Origin of the sequence: Vibrio sp. 16, assembly GCF_963681195.1 — a bacterium.
Taxonomy (GTDB): domain Bacteria; phylum Pseudomonadota; class Gammaproteobacteria; order Enterobacterales; family Vibrionaceae; genus Vibrio; species Vibrio sinaloensis_D.
On record NZ_OY808997.1, the window covers coordinates 1262997 to 1282875 of the forward strand.

The following is a 19879-nucleotide window of genomic DNA, read 5'->3' on the forward strand; positions in this document are numbered from 1 at the left end:
GTTCATTCTAAAGCATAGTTAACGCCAATTTCGCCAAGTTGTAGGCATCAACGTAGGCCGAATGCTGACGCCCTTCCCACTCTATGCCTTTTGATTCTTGGGCGGCTCTATGGCCAATCCGCTTGTCTTTCAGGCGATTTTGAATGCGATAGAGCGTAGCGAGGTTGATAAACTCTTTAAACGGCATCTCAATGCCCTTGGCTTCACACTCTTTAGCTAAGACAACATCATCTCGCCCCCAAGACGCAAAGATCTTGTTCGACCCACCAAAATTTTTCACGACAGATTTAAGGACTTCCTCTAAAGGACGCCCCTGCTTTTCAACTTTTCTTGGCGTGATACCCGTCAGCTCTACGCAGAAGAGAGACACTTCATCTTGCTCTGGTTTCACGTAATATTGAGCGCGTTTAACAATCTCGCCTTTAACAAGATCGATTTCCGCCAACCCAACCTCGATGATTTCACCTGTCGTACCGACACCGTTTTCATTCCAACAGCACATCTCTAAATCGAAACAAACTATACGGTTATGGTTCATCACTTGCCTTACTTGAAACTATTTGAAAGGGCGCGATTCTACATGAGATTCACACACAATTCGAACTTTGACCGATTAAATGATTAGTTATTCTGCAACCGTTACACGATTACGCCCCGCTTTTTTACTCCGATAAAGTTGAGTATCGGCTTTCTTGAGGATGTCCTCTGCGGACTCTGTCGTCCTTACTGCAGCACCAATACTCAACGAACACTGGATCTGATGAACATCATATTGGTGATATGACGAAGCCACCCGTTGACCTATCGCATTTAGCTGCTCAGAAAGAGCCGTCGGATCTGTGTTCTTTGATAATATGCAGAATTCATCTCCGCCCATACGATAAAGCAAATCGGCTTCAGGCAAACTTTCCGCCACGGTGTTTGCCACATGAATCAGCATTTCGTCCCCAGCCACGTGACCAAAGCTATCATTGAGCGTCTTGAACTTATCGATATCAAATGCCGCCAACGCAAAACAGGCGTCGCCCTTGGTTAACTCGTCTAGCTTTTCACTGAATGCTCTTCGATTGAGCAGCCCAGTCAACGAATCATGGTTGACCAAAAATTGCAGCTCTTCAGTTCGCTCATCAAGTAATATAGATAAGTGTTCCTTTTCTCTCACCTGAAGAAACACGATGTAGCCGAGCAAGCAAGCAATGACCAAGCCACCGAAGCCTATGCTGCGCAAAACGATACGATCGTTGTTGGTTACGCGACTGGCCAACTTAAAGTCAATCATCCATTCTCGATTCGGCAAGGCAATTTTCTTGCTGACTTGAAGCCCCGCTTCACTTTCCCATCCTTCACTGACGTACAGTATTGGATCATCTTCCGCGTCAAACCCCAAATCCGTCACTTTAACCAACATCTGCTGGCCTGACGCCGTCCGCTCGATTAAGCCTTCGAAGTACCGAGTCGATCGAATCACGCCAACAACCACACCAATCAAGCGCTCTGATGAGTTTCCATCAAAAACAGGATGGTAGACGAGTAAACCTGTCTTCTCCAATGTGCGATCTAGGCCATCTTGCAACAAACGTACTTTGTCTGAAACGTTTGGCTCACCCGTTGCACGAATACCATCGAGGATAAGCTGGAACCGCAGGCGCGAAGAATAAAAGCCAAGCAGTTTTAAATTCGCCTCGCTAAGAGGATAAATATCTGTCGCAACGTAAATGTCTTCATCGTTTGGCATGATGTAGCCAGACGTTTTGGGTCCATCTTTTGGTACGGTATACAGCTGAAAGTCTGGGTATGACTGGCGGACTTTATCGAGATATTCAGGCAGTGTTTGTTTTTCGACACGCTGCATCCATTGCAACCCAATTAATGTATCCGAAGAAGAAACCAACTCCTCAGCAAAAAGGTGAAATTGCCCCCAGTTTTCAGGCTTGGTGGCATGGAAAAAGTTAGCGCCTGCTCCGATGAAATGAAGGTCACTCGTCAGCACTTGAGACAAATTTTCCGTTTGCTGCTGGGCGAGGTTATTAAACAAAGCACTACTGTATTTAAGCTGCGACTTATAGGAATAATAAACGACCAGCGAAGTTATTAATGTCGTGGCTAAAAACGCAATAAGCGGGTAGAGAATCTTCTTTTGGGTTCCTAAGAGCATAATAACTGAGAGTTCATAACTGGCGTGAGTGCCTAGGTATCTTAGCCTTATACAATCAGCAACATAAAGTGTTATTGAATCCTAGACGGAAAAAATGGCGCCTGCTTCACCATTCAAGGTTTTATGGGTAAGAAAGTGATTAAAAACAGCGCAATTAAATCCAATGAACACAGTTTTAGGCTCAATTCTAGCAGCGCGCCGCATTGAATATGCTACTATTCGCCCCAATTTATCAGAATAATTCGGCAATAAGCCAAAGCAGAGATTGAGCCAATCTCTCCTAAAACTAAACAAAAGAGAAATGTCATGACATTCGATTTACAAATGATTCCTCAAACGTTCGATATGCTTCACGCAGGCCTCGCTGCTTCGAGCGTTTTGCTTCTTTTGATCGCGGTTTCACGCAAATCTAAGGTGATCGAAAAAGTAGTAGAAAAACCGGTTGAGAAAATCGTCGAGGTTGAGAAACCTGTCGAGAAGATCGTGGAAGTAGAAAAAGTAGTGGAAGTTGAGAAAGTCGTCGAACGAGTTGTAGAAGTTGAATCAAAACTTGCAACTGCATCAACGGACTCTGCAATGCAGCTGCTTTCTATCATGCAGCAAGAAGCTCGTCTGATTGACTTCCTAAAAGAAGACCTAACGTCATTCTCTGATGAAGAAGTAGGCGCAGCTGCTCGCGTAATCCACACTGGCGGTCAGAAAGTACTGAACGACTACGTGACGCTAGCACACGTTCGCAACGAAGACGAAGAAACTCGCGTTACGGTTGAAGAAGGCTTCAACCCACAAGAAATCCGCCTAACTGGCAACGTAACAGGCAGCGCGCCATTCAACGGCACGCTAGTTCATAAAGGCTGGAAAGCAACATCAATGACGTTGCCAAAACTGGCTGAGAACTACGATGCATCTGTGATCGCTCCAGCTGAGGTTGAGCTGTAATGGAACACATGAACCAAGAAAACCATTCTCAAGAAGCATCTGTTGAAACTCAACAGACGCCTAAATTCAGTGTTGGTATCGACTTAGGTACAACACACTGTGTGATGTCTTTTGTTGATACACACGACGAAGATGCTCGCGTTGAAGTTATGCCTATCCCGCAACTTACTGCGCCAGGCACGGTAGAGACTCGCAGCCAATTAGGCTCTTTCCTTTACCAACCGCACGAGCACGAAATGAACCCGCAATCACGCGTTCTTCCGTGGTCTGGCGAGCCAAAAGCACTGGTTGGTGCAATTGCACGTAACCTAGGTTCAAAAACACCAATTCGCCTTGTTGCAAGTGCGAAGTCTTGGCTTTGCCACGCTGGTGTGAACCGTCGTGATGCTTTCCTGCCAGCAGGTAGCCCAGAAGAAGTAGAAAAAGTCTCCCCTCTGCGTGCGACAGAGCTTTACCTAGAGCATCTAAAAGACGTTTGGAATCACACCAATCCAAATCACAACCTTGCCGATCAAGACGTGACTATTACGGTTCCTGCTTCTTTTGATCCTGCTGCTCGCGATCTAACAGCGGAAGCAGCACGCAACGTTGGTTTTGTGCACCTAACGCTTCTAGAAGAGCCACAAGCTGCGCTTTACAACTGGATTGATAACAGCGACGACAAATGGCGCGACGAAGTTGAAGTTGGTGACATCGTGCTTGTGGTCGATATCGGTGGTGGTACAACCGACCTTTCTTTGGTTGAAGTCACTGAAGACGACGGTAACCTGACTCTGAACCGTATCGCGGTAGGTGAACACATCCTACTTGGCGGTGACAACATGGATCTTGCACTTGCGTACCGCTTGAAGATGAAGCTAGCGCAAGAAGGCAAAGAGCTACAGCCATGGCAGGTTCAGGCGATGACGCACGCATGTCGTGACGCGAAAGAAGCGCTATTGAACGACAGCGAACTTCAGTCAGTGCCAATCGTGGTGCCAAGCCGCGGTTCTAAACTGCTTGGCGCAACGCTGAAAACAGAACTGACTCAAGAAGAAGTACAACAAACACTGGTTGACGGCTTCTTCCCTCAAGTTGCGATTACGGACCACCCTGTTCAACGTAACCGTGGTGCACTAACGCAAATGGGTCTGCCTTACGCGCAAGATGCGGGTATTACTCGTCACATTGCTGCGTTCTTGTCTAAACAAGCCAATGCACTTTCTGCTTCAGGAAATGGCGCAGAAGCAGCAGCCCAAGATTTCAACCCATTCGCTAACATGCCTGGCATGCCGGGTGCGGATGCAGCGCAATCGGCTGGCTTCATCAAGCCAACCGCAATCCTATTCAACGGTGGTGTTCTGAAATCGAAACTTCTCGCAACTCGTCTAGAAGACACGATCAACGAATGGCTAATTGAAGCAGATGCTGAAATGGCAAAACGCCTAACAGGTGTGGATCTCGACCTTGCGGTTGCTAGCGGTGCGGCTTATTACGGCTCTGTACGTCGTGGTCAAGGCGTTCGTATCCGTGGTGGTATTGCTTCGGCTTACTACGTGGGTATCGAAAGTGCGATGCCAGCGATTCCGGGCATGGCGCCGCCAATGGAAGCACTGTGTGTGGCACCATTTGGTATGGAAGAAGGCTCAAGCGTTGACGTACCAAGCCAAGAGTTTGGTTTGATCATCGGTCAGCCAGTTAACTTCCAATTCTTCGGCTCAACCGTTCGTCGTGATGACCTAGCAGGTACTCACCTAGACTACTGGGCACCAGAAGAGCTTGAAGAGCTACCAGAAATCCAAGTAACGCTGCCAGTATCTGAAGGTCGTCGTGAAGGTGAAGTGGTTCCAGTAACCCTAGCCTCTCGCGTGACAGAACTTGGTACGCTTTACTTAGAAGCCATTGCCGCTGATAACGGTCAAAAATGGCATGTTGAGTTCGATGTGCGCGAAGACGCGAAAAGCGACTCAAACGAAGAAGAATAAATAGAAATCAAACGGCATCCAATCGGGTGCCGTTTTTAAATACACGAAGGTTTGTATGGCATCTCCTCGTTTTCTTGTTGGTATTGACCTTGGCACCACAAACACTGTGGTGGCGTACTGTGAAATCACCGACAACCTTGAACAATCCGAAGTATCCCTATTCGACATCGACCAATTGATTGGTCCGGGTGAAGTGGTTCGTAAACCATTACTGCCCTCTTTCCGCTATCACCCAGCGGTTGGTCAAATCTCCCCTTCTGACCTGACACTCCCTTGGGAAAACGAACCTGTTTCCGGCGACATTAGTAATGTGATCGTGGGTGAATGGGCTCGTGAATTAGGCGCTAAGGTGGAAGGACGTCAGGTATCCAGTGCTAAAAGCTGGCTATCGCACCAAGCAGTAGATCGTAGCTCAGACATTCTTCCTTGGGCTGGCGCGCAAGACGTGGACAAAGTCTCACCCGTTATTGCCAGCGCAAGCTACCTCAACCACATTCGTCAAGCATGGAACTACCGTCACCCTAGCAATAAGCTAGAAGACCAAGAAGTGGTTGTGACCGTTCCAGCGTCGTTCGATGAAACCGCTCGTAAACTCACGCTTGAAGCCGCTGAGCTGGCGGGTTTAAAGAAAATCGTCCTGCTCGAAGAACCACAAGCCGTATGTTACGACTGGTACGCACGCCACCAGCAAACCGCAGCTGATGAACTCAAAGAGTTACCGCTGATTCTGGTGTGCGATGTGGGCGGTGGTACTACCGACTTGAGCTTGATTGAAGCCAGTTTCTCCTCTCAAGATGAACTAGCCCTTGATCGTATTGGCGTTGGCGAGCACTTGATGCTGGGCGGTGACAACCTCGACTTAGCACTCGCGCACCTTGCGGAAAGCCGCTTCAATCAAAGTAAGAAGCTCACTGCTGCAAGCCTGACTAAGCTGATTCAGCAAACTCGTAAGGCGAAAGAAAACCTGCTTTCAGTGAATGCACCTGAAGAAGTAAAAATCACCATGCTGGGCAGCGGCTCGAAACTTCTTGGTGGCACAAAGAGTATTGGGCTGAGTAAACAAGAAGTGCACCAAATCGCTTTAGATGGCTTCTTCCCGCTTTCTGATTTCAGTGAAGTGCCAGACAAACGCCGCAGCGCCGTTGTTGAGTTTGGTCTTCCATACGTTGCTGACCCAGCAGTGAGCAAACACGTTGCCGAGTTCTTAACGACGCATCAGCAAGTCTCTCGTGCCGCTCTTGGCATTGATGACGACAAACAAAATGCCATTCCAGTCGGTTTGCTACTCAACGGTGGTGTGTTCAACAGTGAGCTTGTGACAGAACGTGTCACTACCCTACTCTCCGATTGGCGCGGTGCTCCAGTTACGGTATTAGATAACCCACATCCAGATTGGTCGGTTGCATTGGGTGCCGTTGCATTTGGTAAAGCACGTCGTGGTGCACAACTTAAAATTGGCGGTGGCGCAGCGCGTTCTTACTTCTTGCACCTTCAAGAGAAGAACAAGATGGGTAAAGCGCTCTGTTTGCTCGCAAAAGGCACAGAAGAAGGTCACGAGATCCGCTTAAGTGGTCGTCGCTTCTCGCTTACCCTAGGTGAACCCGTTCGCTTTGACCTGCTGACGTCTACCCACGACACCTTAACCAATAACACTGCCATTCAAAACGGCGTAATGGTGGACGTTGACCCTGACTTGTTTGCTCCTCTACCGCCTTATATCACCACCCTTGAAGGTGAAGGTGCCGAACTGCAAGCCAACCAGAAAGAGCGTGTAGAAGTACAACTTGCGTGTCAGTTGACCGAAGTCGGCACGCTTAAGATGGAATGTGTCAGTGCAGAAGAAGACAGCAAACGTTGGGAACTTGAATTCGAAGTTCGTAATAAGCAAACCGAGGAAGGCGATCAGGTTGAACTGCACCCTCGCCTCAATGAGTGTAAGGAACTGATCGGTCGAATCTACAGTGGCAATAAAAAAAGCGCTGATGGTAAAGAGATCAAAACCTTAGCTAAAGATCTTGAGAAAAAACTTGGCAAGCGCGATGAATGGGATTTCACAACCTTACGTCAACTATTTGATGCGTTTGCGCAGGGTCGCAAGCGTCGCCGTCGTTCCGAACCACACGAGAAAAACTGGCTGCGTTTGGCTGGCTTCTCTTTAAGACCGGGATTTGGTGATGCCACGGATTCATGGCGTATCGAGCAGGTATGGGGGCTTTATCAGCAAGGTATTCAGTTTAAAAACCATCAAGGCTGGACAGATTGGTGGGTATTCTGGCGTCGTATCGCAGGTGGCTTGAGCCAAGAGCAGCAAGAGACCATCTTAGCCGACATCGCAAAATACCTACACCCTGGTGCGATAAAAAATCCTCAATCGGCCAAAGCGGCACAAGATATGGGTTACGAGTCGATGGTGCGCCTATCTGCTTCTTTGGAACATCTAGAAGTCGAAGACAAAGTTCTATTGGCAACGTGGTTCTTGAGCAAAGCCATCAACCATAACCAGTTCGAGCAAGCACACTGGTGGGCAATGGGTCGCTTGGCATCACGTACGCCTTTGTATGGCAGTCAGCATAACGTCGTTCCTCGTGAACAAGCGGAACAGTGGTTGCCTAAGCTGATAGAGCAGAACTGGCAAAAAGAACCAATGATCGCCTTCGCAGCCGTAATGATATGTCGTAAGACGGGCGATCGCCTATTCGACATCTCAGACGACTACCGTGAACAAGTTCTCACCAAGCTGAAGCAAAGCAAGGTGCCGGAATCTTGGGTATCACTGGTTGAGGAAGTCAAAGAACTGTCTGAGAGCGAGTCGAAGCGCATCTTTGGTGATGCACTGCCGAGTGGACTAACGCTCGTTAACCATTAATCTAACCAAAAACTGCCAGCAATGCTGGCAGTTTTTTTAATGGTCACTGACGTCTAGTATTAGCGCCACACACCCCACTCTCCCGTGGTTCCAGGCTCCTCTCCTGTGGTCCACCACTGCGCCGTCCACTCTTTACCGTTATGAGTCACGGTGTCGCCTTGAGTGTAAACCGCATCCTTTTTCCACTGATTGACCGGCTCAACCGGCGGTACATCCGCTTTAACCAATGACAGTGCATAGCTGTATGTTCCATTTGGTGCTAGTACTTGATTAGCGTGAATATTTGATGAGTCGAACATATAGTGGTTCATCTCTTGATGCCAAATACCCACATACCAATCGCCCGTTTGCTGCGAGTTAAATTGATCCGCCAGCTCTGCCGCCCATGTGTTTGTATTGTTGGCACTAATCGGGTGATTGATATCAACAATTTCCTGACCAGACGCATCAAAGGTGCGGAAACGCACAGTGTCGCCAGCTTCTACAGGCCCAAAGCCTTGAGGAACAAAATAGCCTAGAGTCGTTAGATTATTACCTGGATCTGTTGGCTCACCGGGGTTCGTTGGCGGCGTGGTGACATTTCCTCTCAATGTAATGTCACTACAGTTGTAAAAACCTTCCCCGGCCACATCAATACGTTGCCAACGCGTATAAAGAATCGCATCACCTGAACGGTCTGCAGGAAACGTGACCTTCATTCGGTAGCGCTTCTCAGCATCGACAGGCACATCACCCGCTGTGTCTATCAGTTCTAAATCATCCCACGTTAAAGGTTGCGTTTCATCGTAGCTCGGTTTGGTTAAGTAAAACTCCCAGTAAGACGGGTTGTGAGGCGCTTTGCCAAAAAAGACCAATTCAATCTGGTTGTTTTCATCCGGATTGACATTCGTGCGCTGCCACTGCGTCGACGGAATACTTAACCCTTTCTTTGCTGCATCGCCCGCTGAACATAACTGGCCATCTGGAACGATCGCTTTAACATGGGCCATATCGCGATAGTTAGGTACGTTTGCGGCAACCTCACTTCGCTGGACGAAGGGATACGCGCCAGACTCATTAAACGCTGCCTGACATGCTGAATTTGGAATTTCATTGGTCCAGAACCCGCCATCTTCATAACAAATGTTTTGACGGGCATTCGGAAACTCCACCCAGCCGTGAGCGTGAACATTGAACGAGAAAAGCGCAGAGGACACCCCTAGGCTCAACAGTGCGATATTTAACTTCGATTTCATAATTCATCCTTAAATGTGCTGACAATCTACTCAAAAACAAGTAGTTAACTATGGACAACACAAAACTAGCAGGCTGCTTTTATTTATCTGGCGAATTAATATCAAACTTTGTTAGAGCATCGTTTGCTTTCCAACATTTTTGTCATGTTAAGTAGCACGTAAAAAATCTTTTCGAGTCACTTCAAAGCCTGCCTCCCCTTGCACGTGGGTACTACGCAGACTCGAAGGCGTAAGTTTGGTCATGGTTCGAAATGCACGGCGAAAATTGGCGACATCGCTATACCCTAATCGATAGCCAATCTCTTCCACGGTGAGTTCCGTTTGCAGTAGTAGCTCGGTCGCCAAGCTGGCCATGACTTCATTGCGAATCGCTTGATACGTGACACCGTACTTGGCAAGCTCTCGCCTCATCGTCCGAGAAGAACAGCCATAATCTTGAGCAAGCTCTTCTAAAGACGGCAGCATCATTGGCTGTTGATAAAAGCGAGATTTGATCTGTTGAACAAGCGACTGAGGTGATTCAAGTGTCTCAACAATTGACTGACAAGAGCGCAATGAGTGTCTCAAAGCCACCGCATCATATTGAGCAACTGGCAACTCAAGCGCTGAGCGCGGAAAAATCAGTTCAATGCTTGCTTGGTTAAAATGCACAGCGCAATCAAACACTGACCGATACTGATGGCAATAGATCGGGGAGGAATACGGCAAGGAGAGTTGGATCAGTGGCATTGCCTGTCCCGTAAGTTGGCGATATATCGACACGACTGCGGCGAGAAAAAACTCACAGCAAAATGGCAGCAACTCACTAATGTCGACCGCCTCTTCTATCTGCAGCGCCGCGCGTTCGCCATCTACAGTCAATCGCACTGTAAATAGTGGGCCATTCAACCTCAAATATTTAAAGCCAGTTTTCACTGCATCCAACACTGAGGGGCTGGTTCGAATCGCATAGCCAAGAACGCCGAACTGATGTAAATCCATTTGTCTACCCGCAAGCAATCCTAGCCCCTCGTTTGGGTACAATTGCACTGCCGCGTGAAACAATTTGAGCTTGTCTGTATAGCTTAATGTCGACTCACTTCGGCTCCACTCGTATTCAGCAATACCTTGCTGCGCCAACAACGATGGAAGGTCAGCGCCTTTTGACTCCAAAGCCCGAACTAACAAGGCAATATCCAATGTACCGAGCTGGCTGCGGTGATCCATCGCGAGATACTGGGCGATCAGTTGCAAGACATGTCTCCTTAGGCATCAAGTTGAATTAAAGTGATCAAGATGACTTTAATGTCCGAATATGACCTAACAAAAAGGCAAGTTTCAAGCAAGAATAATAGAAATGTGAACAAAAGGTTAAAATCAACCCATGCGAGACCATCATCTTTTTCCGGCCCCAGAGACGTTGATCAATAAGGATGGTCGTCCTCTATTTGGTCAAATCAACGGTATCCCGAAAAAGTTGGGGCTTGAGCACTATGAACGCCTGAATGACATGGATAAACCCGTCGGATCGCTCAGCAAACACTTTGCCTACAAGCAATTTCAATTTGTCAGCGTGTTTGTCGACCACTTTGTGATCGGCGTGGCTATCGCTGATATCCGCTATCTTGGATCAGCATTTTGCTACGTTTACGACCTTAGTGAAGACAGAATGGTCGAAGAAAACTGGCTTCGACCTCTTCACTTTGATAAGCAAATGTCTGATTCCCCGTACCAAGGCACCAGTTGGATTGCCGGAAAGCGAATCCAATTTCACATTCTTGACGCCAGTTGGCAGGTTTCAATCAACACCTCTGCCATCCAAGCTAGCCTCTCTTTAACCGCCCCACCAGACAGCAAGCCACTGTCAATGTGCACGCCAACAGGCTATTCAGGTTGGACGTATACAGCGAAACACAATGCCCTGAGTGTGACAGGAGAGCTCACTATCAACGGATTACCAATCAAGCTTGATAGCGCCTTAGCGGGTTATGATTTTTCGGCGGGTTATATGCGTCGAGAAACGAGTTGGCGCTGGGCTAGCATCAGCACACAAAGTGCTGGCGCTACACTTGGCCTAAACCTCGCGGCGGGCGTTAACGAAACAGGCAGCTGCGAAAACGCTATGTGGGTCAACGGTCAACGACACTTACTCGGTCCAGTCCACTTTGAGTTTCAACGAATGTCTCCTCACGGTGATTGGCGACTGTTTTCAGAATCAGGAGAAGTCGATCTGCTATTTACACCGAAAAACAAACGCAGTGAGAAGCTAAACCTTTGGCTGCTCAAAAGTAACTTTCGTCAGTTCATCGGTCGCTTTTCAGGCACGCTCACAGATAACAGTGGTCAAGTTCATACACTCAATAATGTGTTGGGGCTAACGGAAGACCATTTTGCGCGTTGGTAGGAGGAAGTAAAAATGACCGTCGATAGTTTAGTCAATCACCCAGAATGGCTGTTGATCGTTCTCGCACCTATATTTGTTCTTTGTATGCTTGCAGAATATTGGCTGGGGCAACGCAGGCAAAAACTGCCAGAAAACTCACGCTATTCATTACCAGAAACACTATGTAACTTTACGTTGGCAGGAATGCACCAAATAGCCGATCTGCTTACCGGATTAGTTATCGCCAATCTATATCTTTGGTTATTTGATTGGCGCTTGTTTGATATTTCGATGACGGCGCTTAGCTTCCTCGCACTAATGATATTGCAAGATTTTTGCTACTACTGGTTTCATCGAGCAAGCCATCGAGTTCGCTGGATGTGGGCAGCCCATGTCGCCCACCATAGCTCTGAGAACATGAACTTCAGTACCGCATTTCGCCAAAGTTTGATGTACCCGCTCGCGGGAATGTGGCTGTTTTGGGTGCCGCTTGTAATCATCGGTTTCGAGCCAAAGTGGGTCATCTTCGTTGTATTACTCAACCTTGGATTGCAGTTTTTCGTCCATACCCAGTGGATTAGAACCTTAGGTCCTTTGGAGTTCATCTTTAACACGCCTTCTCACCATCGTGTTCATCACGGTACCAACCCACAATACATCGACAAGAACTACGCCGGAGTGCTGATCATCTGGGACAAACTGTTTGGCACCTTTGAGCCAGAAGCTGAGCCTGTTCGTTACGGTATCACAACACCCGTAAACAGCTTCAATCCAATCACAGTCACATTCCATGAATGGAAAGAGATGTGGTCTGCCGCATTTGGCAAACCACTCTCTGTTAAGCAAAGACTCAGCGTACTGTTTTCGCCTCCCAAGGACTAAATGATCAGGTTCGGCGGCCCGAATATATTACCAACAGATAGGCGCTGGTCGGTCATCCAGTAACCAAGAGATCCAACGCCTTCTCGAGTTAAGGATAAATCCTTCATCTGCGGTAATGCCGCTCACGACTCGAGCATCGGCTTGCCTAGCTTCTGTCACGTAGGAGATTCGCCAATCGGCGCTGTTAACTCTTTTTCCTTGGTTGAGCGCATCACTTAACGCTTGGCTGGTGATAATCATCGTTAATCCCTTGGCCCATTCGATACCAATATCTGCATCGCCGACCTCACCGATTGCTACGGGGACCTCCAACGAACAATGACGACCCTGTTGATCAATGCTGATGTATTGACCGCTGCCTACTCTCCCTTTTATCCAAAGCAACTCACCTTGTGTGGTTGACTCCACGGTCAAGACTCCGATGGCATCGTTGGGTATCTCAGGATGATGCTTAGCAACGGCATAACTAGAACAACTGAGTAGCAGTCCAAATATGATCCAGATTTTCATACCGCCTCCTCAAGCGCTAAGCCAACGCCGGGTTTTGCGAGTAAGTAAATTAGCCAAATTGGACCAATGACCGGGACAAGAAATACCCATCCCCACCAGCCACTATGCTCAATGTCGTGTAAACGACGTACAGCGATAGAAATCATCGGCACAAGACTGACAACGCCATAAATAAGGTCCGCCCCAATTGTTGCAGCCGTGATCACATCCCATGTAATGCATAGCAGAGTCACCGCTATGTGTACCCCGATAAAAGACCAAAATGCATAACGAGATGCACGGCCATCAAACTGAAATGCGTGTTTCCATGCCAGAAAATAATAAGACATCGTGTCCTCCTTAGTTTGTCAAAGAACACAGTAGGAAAATAACGATGAGCATGCGTCCTAAAACCCGTTCTAGGACGTTCTAAAACCGATTTTCGTCCGTCGCAGACTGTTTATTGGACAAGGGTTTGATTATCCTAAGAGCTTGTCAGTACAAGGTAACTACCAAGAAACGTTTCCATAAAATCAAGGAAAGAGAAATGTTAGCCATTCCCGTCCCATTCGTTGTCTCCATGCTGTTTGGACTGTTCGCCATTACCTTATATATGCGAGATTCACAGCAAACGAAGGGCGCTTGTGGGTTTTTATTGCTCTGCTGCGTCACGACAATTGTCGTGGGGCTAAGGTGGTCTTTCCCGTTCCCAGTTTTCCACTATGTACAACCCGTATTGGCATGTTTAATTCCCGTATCTGCGTGGATTACCTTTGCTCATATTGGGGAAAAGAGCCGAGTCCACACTCACTTGTTCAGTCCGCTTGTCGTCATCGTTAGCTTACTGATCCAAGATTGGCTGATGGTTTCCGTCGACTTAATCTTAACGCTCATCTACCTTGGTTACGGTTTCGCTCTGTTGCGACAATCGCAGCTTCGTAATGCGATGCTCAATGTCTCTTTAGGTCACTGGGAATCAGTCCAAAAATCCCAACGAATCGCTGCAACCGCTCTGCTCTTATCGGCAGTCATCGACATTGGCATATCGGTTGATTTCGCCCTCAATCAAGGCTCCTACGCCATCTACATTTTAACCACCGCTCACTTACTGCTTTTACCGATCCTGTCACTGGCGGTCGTCACCGCCGCTATCCACACGCCGATACAAGAGGAGGTGTCAGACACGTCGCTGTCAAAGGAACCTTGTACCACTAGCAGAATGCAGCCATCAGCTGGAGTAGAAACACCCCTACTCGAGTCAACTGCAAAAGAGATCATCCAAGCACTCGACGACAACATGCGTCGTAAATCAAGCTACCTTGATCCTGAACTGACGCTTTCCAAGTTGTCGAGAAAGCTTGGTTACCCAGCAAAACAGATCTCCATCGCCGTTAACCAAGTCCATCAACGCAATATATCCAAACTCATTAACGAATATCGGATCCAACACGCCCAGAAAGCACTGGTAGAAACCAAAGACAGCATCACCCAGATATCACTCAGCAGTGGCTTTCAGACTAAATCAAATTTCAACCGAGAGTTTTCGCGCGTCAGCGGCATGTCACCGAGTCAATATCGCAAAGAACATCGCGCGGTAAAAACGGATGCAACAAATAACGGTTAACAGAACGTTTTTATTTAGTTTTAAATCAGTTAAGCTAGCGGCGATGTATTTTGAGGATGGGTTATTGCCAGTTCAACGCCAGTTTTGTATTACCTTTTTAGCTGTATTTGCGCTGTTTTTTACCTGCGTAGCGGTGAGTGTGCAAGCTGAGGAACATCATTGGCCGCTTAACCCTCATGCTGGTAACCTGCTAAGTGTGATTGCGCCAATACATAACTTGGAGTGTACTCAGCACGAACCTACTAGCACCAGCAACCATCAATGCTGCGCGTCTATTTGCTTGCTTAAAATGCCTTGCGCCCACTGCATTAGTACCCATTCTTTACCGCTTTCATCACTCGCCCTTATTGGCCAAGATGATAATCAAAAAGCGATAACACGAATTCAAACACTGTTTCGCCCTCCTATTATTACGTCCTAAATTTCGCAAACACCCTGCGGCCTGATGCTGCAGTACTATTTGATTCACTTAATTTAGGATTATGCAATGAAGACGTTATTTGCACTATTTTCTACGCTATTGCTCGCGCTAAATGTACACGCGGCACAATTTGAAGAAGGGACACACTACACGGTTTTATCCGGAGAGAAGGCTTCCAAGCCGAAAGTCACTGAGTATTTTTCGTTCTACTGCCCCCACTGTTACAAGTTTGAACCTGTGATTGACAACCTAAAAGCCTCACTGCCAGATGGTACCACATTTGAAAAAGTGCACGTCGCTTTTATGGGAGGCAACATGGCAGTTCCAATGGCAAAGTCATACGCGACCATGGTGGCATTGAATGCAGAGAAGACGATGGTGCCAGCGATGTTTAAGCAAATTCATGACCTGCGCAGCGCACCAAAAGATGAAGCGCAGTTGCGCCAAGTCTTTATCGACAACGGTATCGATGGCGCAAAGTTTGACTCTGCGTACAACAGCTTTGTCGTAAGCTCTATGCAGCGAAGCTTCGATAAGCAATTTAAGCAGAGCACCTTAACCGGCGTTCCTGGCGTTGTGGTAAACGACAAATACATCGTCAAAGCGGACCAAATCCGTTCTTTTGAAGAGTACAACCAACTGGTTAACTACTTACTGACCCTGTAGCAACCAAACCAATCAACAAGGCCAGCATCACGCTGGCCTTTTTTAATCTAGCAATTGCCCTTTTTCGCTTGCCCAGGAGGACAGAAACGATCACCACTTGTCGAAGACTCTTTATTTTTCAGTTTGACTTCCACATCTCTGTACTCGCCTTCCACGCTAGTGATCTGGCAGCCAGCAAGCATTGCAGCAAAGCACAACGCAATACAGGTTTTCTTCATCTTTTTACTCCTTACGTTTAGGTCACTGACTTTATGTTTGCCACGCCTTAGAATGTCATTGAGTCGTTAATTCGTGTCTTGACTCGGTTAAGACGGGAAGAAAGATAAACATTACAAGGAGTCATCACATTGGCTTTAGAGAAATTTGCCGACATCTATCAACGCGCCGCCAAGCGAAAAGGCGGCGTCAAACAGCTTGAATCCATACTTGCGACGCCATTAAGCAAGGAAGCAATTGCGTCAATCCCTAATGACCGCTGGCTGTCTGCGTTTAGTATGAAGGTCTTTCAAAGTGGCATATCGTGGAAAGTGGTACGTAACAAATGGCCTCAGTTTGAAGAGGTGTTTTTTGGTTTCAAAATAGAACCCTTGCTGATGATGTCAGACGAACAGTGGGACGACAAAGCAGCCGATACCCGAATTATCCGCCACCATACCAAAGTCAAATCGATACGCGCCAACGCGCAAATGATCTATGAAGCTTCACTGAAGCATGGCAGCTTTGGTCAGATGGTCGCCAACTGGCCAGATGATGACATCACGGGTCTATGGTCCTACTTGAAAAAACAGGGACAACGACTAGGCGGAAACACAGGGCCTTACAGTCTTAGGCAACTGGGCGTGGACACATTTATCTTGTCTAAGGATGTTGAGGCATACCTACGCAGTAACAAAGTGATTGAAGGCGGCAGAGACACCAAACGCTCACTGGATTCTGTTAATCAAGCCTTTGCTCACTGGCAGAAAGAGAGTGGCCGCAGTCTGACTCATATTAGCCAAGTGATCGCCTTTAGCGGTGGAGACAATCGCGTCCAGAGTCCGATTGAATAGCCCAACTCCCGGTCATTCAGCTTACTTCAAATTACAACCAACAATTTCTTCAATTGAGCATAGCTGTAAGCTGAACCGTTACCCACATATTGAGTGATTGATTCGCGCTTTTATGAATTTGAATTCCTATAAAAATAAGCTTTGAACGTTAAAGTATTCACAGTAATTATGAATTCATATCACCTATACTAAAAAGCAAAGCGACTCAAATCATCGCTGAGTGAATACCGTCACTATCAGGCAAAGGATAAGCGTCATGGCAGACATAGATACCTCTCAATTAGTCGTTCCGGATTCTGTACTTAATAGCTGGCAAGAAATTGTTGATTTGGTTGCCAAGATGACGCAATGCCCTGCCGCGCTAGTCATGCGTATTCACAAAAATGACATTGAGGTATTTTCTAGCAGTCGAAGCGAAAACAACCCTTACGCACCCAATGCCAAAGACTCACTTGGCCATGGTCTATATTGTGAAACCGTGATTAGCGAGCGGCGTATGCTGAACGTCCCCAATGCGCTCAACGACCCAGAATGGGATAGTAATCCAGACATCAAGCTGGGTATGATTTGTTACTGCGGACTGCCTGTGTTTTGGCCTGATGACACCCCTTTTGGCACCATCTGCATGCTCGACAGCCAAGAGCGCTACTTTGATGAAGATGCGATGTCGCTGCTTGGTCGCTTTCAAACAGCCATCGAAGGCCAGCTAGAAACCCTTTACCGTAAAGAAGAGCTTGCCCTACTCAATCAGGAGTTAGAAAACAAAGTCGCAGAAAGAACCAAGACACTTGCCGATCTCAGCAGCCGCTTACTCAAAGAAATTGAGCAGCGCACCGCGGCGGAAAGCCACTTGGATTTTCATCTTCACTACGACCCGCTCACTAAACTCCCCAATCGAATCACACTGGCTGACGATCTCGCCAAACAGATGGCCTCTCTAGAAGACGATGAACAAATTACCCTGATTTATTTCAGTTTGAGAAACTTTAAGTTTGTAAACGCAAGCTATGGCTACATGTTCGGTGATCAGATTTTGTCGTCACTGAGCCAGCGGATCTGCCACAAGCTGCCCAAAAAGTGGAAACTGGCCAGAATTGTTGGCTCAGATTTTGTTCTCGCCGCCCAGCACCTGCGCACGCCAGAGCTGCAAGAAAAAGCCATAGAACGAATTACCAATGCGTGCACTCAGCCTTTTAATGTCAACGGTATGAGTATCAATTTGCAATGTAACTTGGGTATTGCCGTCTTCCCAATGGATGCAACAGACTCATTTAGCCTTATTCAGCGAGCCTGCTCAGCAATGAGTGAAGGTAAAAAAGAAGGTTTGCAGGTCGCTTACTTTAATGCGGCAGCACAAAAAGCCGCCGAAGAGCGCTTACGACTTGAATCACACCTTTCTAAGGCGCTGGAGAACAACGAACTCGAGGTTCATTTCCAGCCTATCATTTGCCTCAAACAAGGGGGGAAGATCATTGGTGCTGAAGCGCTATTACGATGGAACAATCCAATACTGGGGCAAGTGTCGCCAGACCGTTTTATCCCTCTCGCGGAAAGCAACGGCCAAATAATAGAAATCGGCTACTTTGTTTTGCATCAAGCACTGAAGCAAGCTGCAGAGTGGCATCGCGCATCCCCGCACTCGTTTAAAATGGCGATCAACATCTCACCAATCCAATTCCAAGAGCAGCACTTCGTCCAACACTTACAAGACATCATTGATCTTTACCAACTGCCCGCGAAGTGCATTGAACTGGAACTAACAGAAGGTATTCTGTTGCAAGATGAGGAGTATGCGCAAAATATCCTTGCTCAGTTGCGTCAATTTGGCGTCAGCATTTCTCTTGATGACTTTGGTACTGGGTACTCTTCACTCAGTTATCTGCAAAAATACGCGTTTGATACGTTAAAAATTGATCGCAGCTTTATTAATCAGTTAGAGCACAATCAACACAACCGTGAGCTGACAAGAGCCATTATCGCAATGGCACACAAACTCAATATGATGGTGATAGCCGAAGGAGTTGAAGAGCTCTATCAGGAAGACTTTATTCGAACCGAAGAGTGCAACTACGCTCAAGGATTTTTGTATGGTAAAGCGGTTCCTGCTGATGAGTTCACGCAACAAATGACAAATGGGCTTTAGTTTAATCAAGCGCATTGGCACTCGCCAACAATAGACACTTATCACCCCATCGGCTTGGTGGGGTAATTAACCTAGCTTGCTCAGTACTTTTTCACACAGCGTCTTCAACGAGATAAGTTCTTCAAGCTCTAAGTTAATTTTGCACTTCATCGCATTCGGAACGGCTTTTGCGGTTTGTTTGAGCGCTTGCCCAGATGAGGTGAGGTTTAGCACTCTTACCCTTTCGTCCGTCTCGCTTCGCTCTCTTAGCACGTAGCCTTTGCTTTCCAAACGCTTTAACAAGGGAGTCAATGTTCCAGAGTCAAGGTGCAAGCGCGAGCCAACATCTTTAACACTTGCGCCATCTTGCTCCCACAGCACCATCATCACCAAGTACTGCGAGTAAGTCAGATCCAATTCATCAAGCAGAGGACGATAAGCTCGAATCACCGCATTTGCCGCACTGTAAAGTGGAAAGCAGATCTGGTTATCAAGCAGCAGTTTCTCATCATCACTCAAACTTGGTTGCGTTTGGCATTCACTCATAATGTCACCTAAAAAATAAATTGCGCACAATATAGTTGCATTCTACATGGATTTCGATATAAGATTGCAAACAATTAAATTGCACACAACTTAAATCAATAAGGAAACTCTCCATGACTACCCTATACAAGACTCAAGCAACAGCACTCGCAGGTCGTAATGGCCAAGTAAAAACAGATGATGGACTTCTCGACTTAGAACTTTCTTACCCTAAAGAGATGGGGGGCAGTGGCGCGGCGACCAACCCAGAACAGCTATTTGCTGCAGGCTACTCTGCGTGTTTCTCTAACGCCATTCTACATGTCGCTCGTGAAGCGAAAGTTGCGCTAAAAAACGCGCCAGTTACCGCTGAAGTAGGCATTGGTCCTAATGAAACAGGGGGCTTTGCTTTAACGGTGAGTTTAGCGGCAGAGCTGGATTTACCTCAAGAGCAAGCACTTGAACTGACAAAAGTCGCCCACCAAGTTTGCCCTTACTCAAACGCGGTTCGTGGCAACATTGACGTTAAAGTCACGGTGAACGGCCAAGCAATTTAATCAGCCGACAAATTCATCCACTG

Annotated in this window: 18 protein-coding genes; 10 read left to right on the plus strand and 8 right to left on the minus strand. The window is 47.2% G+C overall.

Annotated features, from left to right (window positions below; translation table 11 throughout):
* Window positions 1-7 precede the first annotated feature (7 nt).
* Window positions 8-538 (minus strand): 3'-5' exonuclease, encoded by a 531-nt coding sequence (locus U9J37_RS05595; RefSeq protein ID WP_038134275.1) that lies wholly within the window; start codon window positions 536-538, stop codon window positions 8-10.
* An 87-nt stretch (window positions 539-625) separates the two neighbouring features.
* Entirely contained in the window at window positions 626-2155 is a 1530-nt protein-coding gene (locus tag U9J37_RS05600) for a sensor domain-containing diguanylate cyclase (protein ID WP_005474097.1), read from the minus strand.
* Window positions 2156-2461: 306 nt separating this feature from the next.
* Between U9J37_RS05600 and U9J37_RS05605 the strand changes: the two genes are divergently transcribed.
* Genes U9J37_RS05605 through U9J37_RS05615 form a run of 3 tightly spaced genes read left to right on the plus strand, consistent with a single transcriptional unit; the run spans window position 2462 to window position 7924 of the window.
* The gene (locus U9J37_RS05605) at window positions 2462-3094 is read left to right on the plus strand and encodes a DUF2760 domain-containing protein (protein WP_043887177.1); all 633 of its coding nucleotides are present in this window, start codon (window positions 2462-2464) and stop codon (window positions 3092-3094) included.
* Window positions 3094-5058 carry an Hsp70 family protein gene (locus tag U9J37_RS05610; protein WP_005474086.1) on the plus strand — a complete coding sequence of 655 codons (1965 nt, stop codon included), beginning with the start codon at window positions 3094-3096 and terminating at the stop codon, window positions 5056-5058. Before U9J37_RS05605 ends, U9J37_RS05610 begins: the two co-directional genes overlap by 1 nt.
* 55 nt (window positions 5059-5113) lie before the next feature.
* Window positions 5114-7924 (plus strand): Hsp70 family protein, encoded by a 2811-nt coding sequence (locus U9J37_RS05615; protein ID WP_005474120.1) that lies wholly within the window; start codon window positions 5114-5116, stop codon window positions 7922-7924.
* A gap of 59 nt (window positions 7925-7983) precedes the next feature.
* On the opposite strand, the gene U9J37_RS05620 is transcribed toward U9J37_RS05615, so the two are convergent.
* Window positions 7984-9159, minus strand: coding sequence for a lytic polysaccharide monooxygenase (locus U9J37_RS05620; RefSeq protein WP_005474084.1), 1176 nt, complete (start codon window positions 9157-9159; stop codon window positions 7984-7986).
* A 147-nt stretch (window positions 9160-9306) separates the two neighbouring features.
* Window positions 9307-10392: an AraC family transcriptional regulator gene (locus tag U9J37_RS05625; RefSeq protein WP_005474047.1), complete on the minus strand. Its 1086-nt coding sequence runs from the start codon at window positions 10390-10392 to the stop codon at window positions 9307-9309.
* 130 nt (window positions 10393-10522) lie between these two features.
* Between U9J37_RS05625 and U9J37_RS05630 the strand changes: the two genes are divergently transcribed.
* Both U9J37_RS05630 and U9J37_RS05635 read left to right on the plus strand, forming a co-directional pair.
* Window positions 10523-11542: a DUF2804 domain-containing protein gene (locus U9J37_RS05630; RefSeq protein WP_005474041.1), complete on the plus strand. Its 1020-nt coding sequence runs from the start codon at window positions 10523-10525 to the stop codon at window positions 11540-11542.
* A gap of 12 nt (window positions 11543-11554) precedes the next feature.
* Entirely contained in the window at window positions 11555-12403 is an 849-nt protein-coding gene (locus U9J37_RS05635) for a sterol desaturase family protein (protein ID WP_005474136.1), read from the plus strand.
* Between the two features lie 27 nt (window positions 12404-12430).
* Here U9J37_RS05635 and U9J37_RS05640 read toward each other — a convergent pair whose 3' ends face one another.
* Both U9J37_RS05640 and U9J37_RS05645 read right to left on the minus strand, forming a co-directional pair.
* Window positions 12431-12913, minus strand: coding sequence for a hypothetical protein (locus tag U9J37_RS05640; protein WP_005474077.1), 483 nt, complete (start codon window positions 12911-12913; stop codon window positions 12431-12433).
* The gene (locus U9J37_RS05645) at window positions 12910-13242 is read right to left on the minus strand and encodes a DUF805 domain-containing protein (protein WP_043887178.1); all 333 of its coding nucleotides are present in this window, start codon (window positions 13240-13242) and stop codon (window positions 12910-12912) included. The genes U9J37_RS05640 and U9J37_RS05645 overlap by 4 nt, the downstream gene beginning before the upstream one ends.
* A 197-nt stretch (window positions 13243-13439) precedes the next feature.
* Here U9J37_RS05645 and U9J37_RS05650 point away from each other — a divergent pair, with 197 nt between their 5' ends.
* Both U9J37_RS05650 and U9J37_RS05655 read left to right on the plus strand, forming a co-directional pair.
* Window positions 13440-14516: a helix-turn-helix domain-containing protein gene (locus U9J37_RS05650; RefSeq protein WP_005474102.1), complete on the plus strand. Its 1077-nt coding sequence runs from the start codon at window positions 13440-13442 to the stop codon at window positions 14514-14516.
* 487 nt (window positions 14517-15003) lie between these two features.
* The gene (locus tag U9J37_RS05655; RefSeq protein WP_005474127.1) at window positions 15004-15603 is read left to right on the plus strand and encodes a thiol:disulfide interchange protein DsbA/DsbL; all 600 of its coding nucleotides are present in this window, start codon (window positions 15004-15006) and stop codon (window positions 15601-15603) included.
* A 47-nt stretch (window positions 15604-15650) separates the two neighbouring features.
* On the opposite strand, the gene U9J37_RS05660 is transcribed toward U9J37_RS05655, so the two are convergent.
* Window positions 15651-15821: a hypothetical protein gene (locus U9J37_RS05660; protein WP_005474100.1), complete on the minus strand. Its 171-nt coding sequence runs from the start codon at window positions 15819-15821 to the stop codon at window positions 15651-15653.
* Between the two features lie 129 nt (window positions 15822-15950).
* Between U9J37_RS05660 and U9J37_RS05665 the strand changes: the two genes are divergently transcribed.
* The gene (locus U9J37_RS05665; RefSeq protein WP_005474079.1) at window positions 15951-16652 is read left to right on the plus strand and encodes a DNA-3-methyladenine glycosylase I; all 702 of its coding nucleotides are present in this window, start codon (window positions 15951-15953) and stop codon (window positions 16650-16652) included.
* Between the two features lie 256 nt (window positions 16653-16908).
* Complete coding sequence (locus tag U9J37_RS05670) at window positions 16909-18795, plus strand: bifunctional diguanylate cyclase/phosphodiesterase (protein WP_005474033.1); 1887 nt, start codon at window positions 16909-16911, stop codon at window positions 18793-18795.
* 66 nt (window positions 18796-18861) lie between these two features.
* On the opposite strand, the gene U9J37_RS05675 is transcribed toward U9J37_RS05670, so the two are convergent.
* Window positions 18862-19320, minus strand: a complete 459-nt coding sequence (locus U9J37_RS05675; RefSeq protein ID WP_005474045.1) for a transcriptional regulator OhrR — start codon at window positions 19318-19320, stop codon at window positions 18862-18864.
* Window positions 19321-19433: 113 nt separating this feature from the next.
* Between U9J37_RS05675 and U9J37_RS05680 the strand changes: the two genes are divergently transcribed.
* Window positions 19434-19856: an organic hydroperoxide reductase Ohr gene (locus U9J37_RS05680; protein WP_005474031.1), complete on the plus strand. Its 423-nt coding sequence runs from the start codon at window positions 19434-19436 to the stop codon at window positions 19854-19856.
* Window positions 19857-19879: the final 23 nt, after the last annotated feature.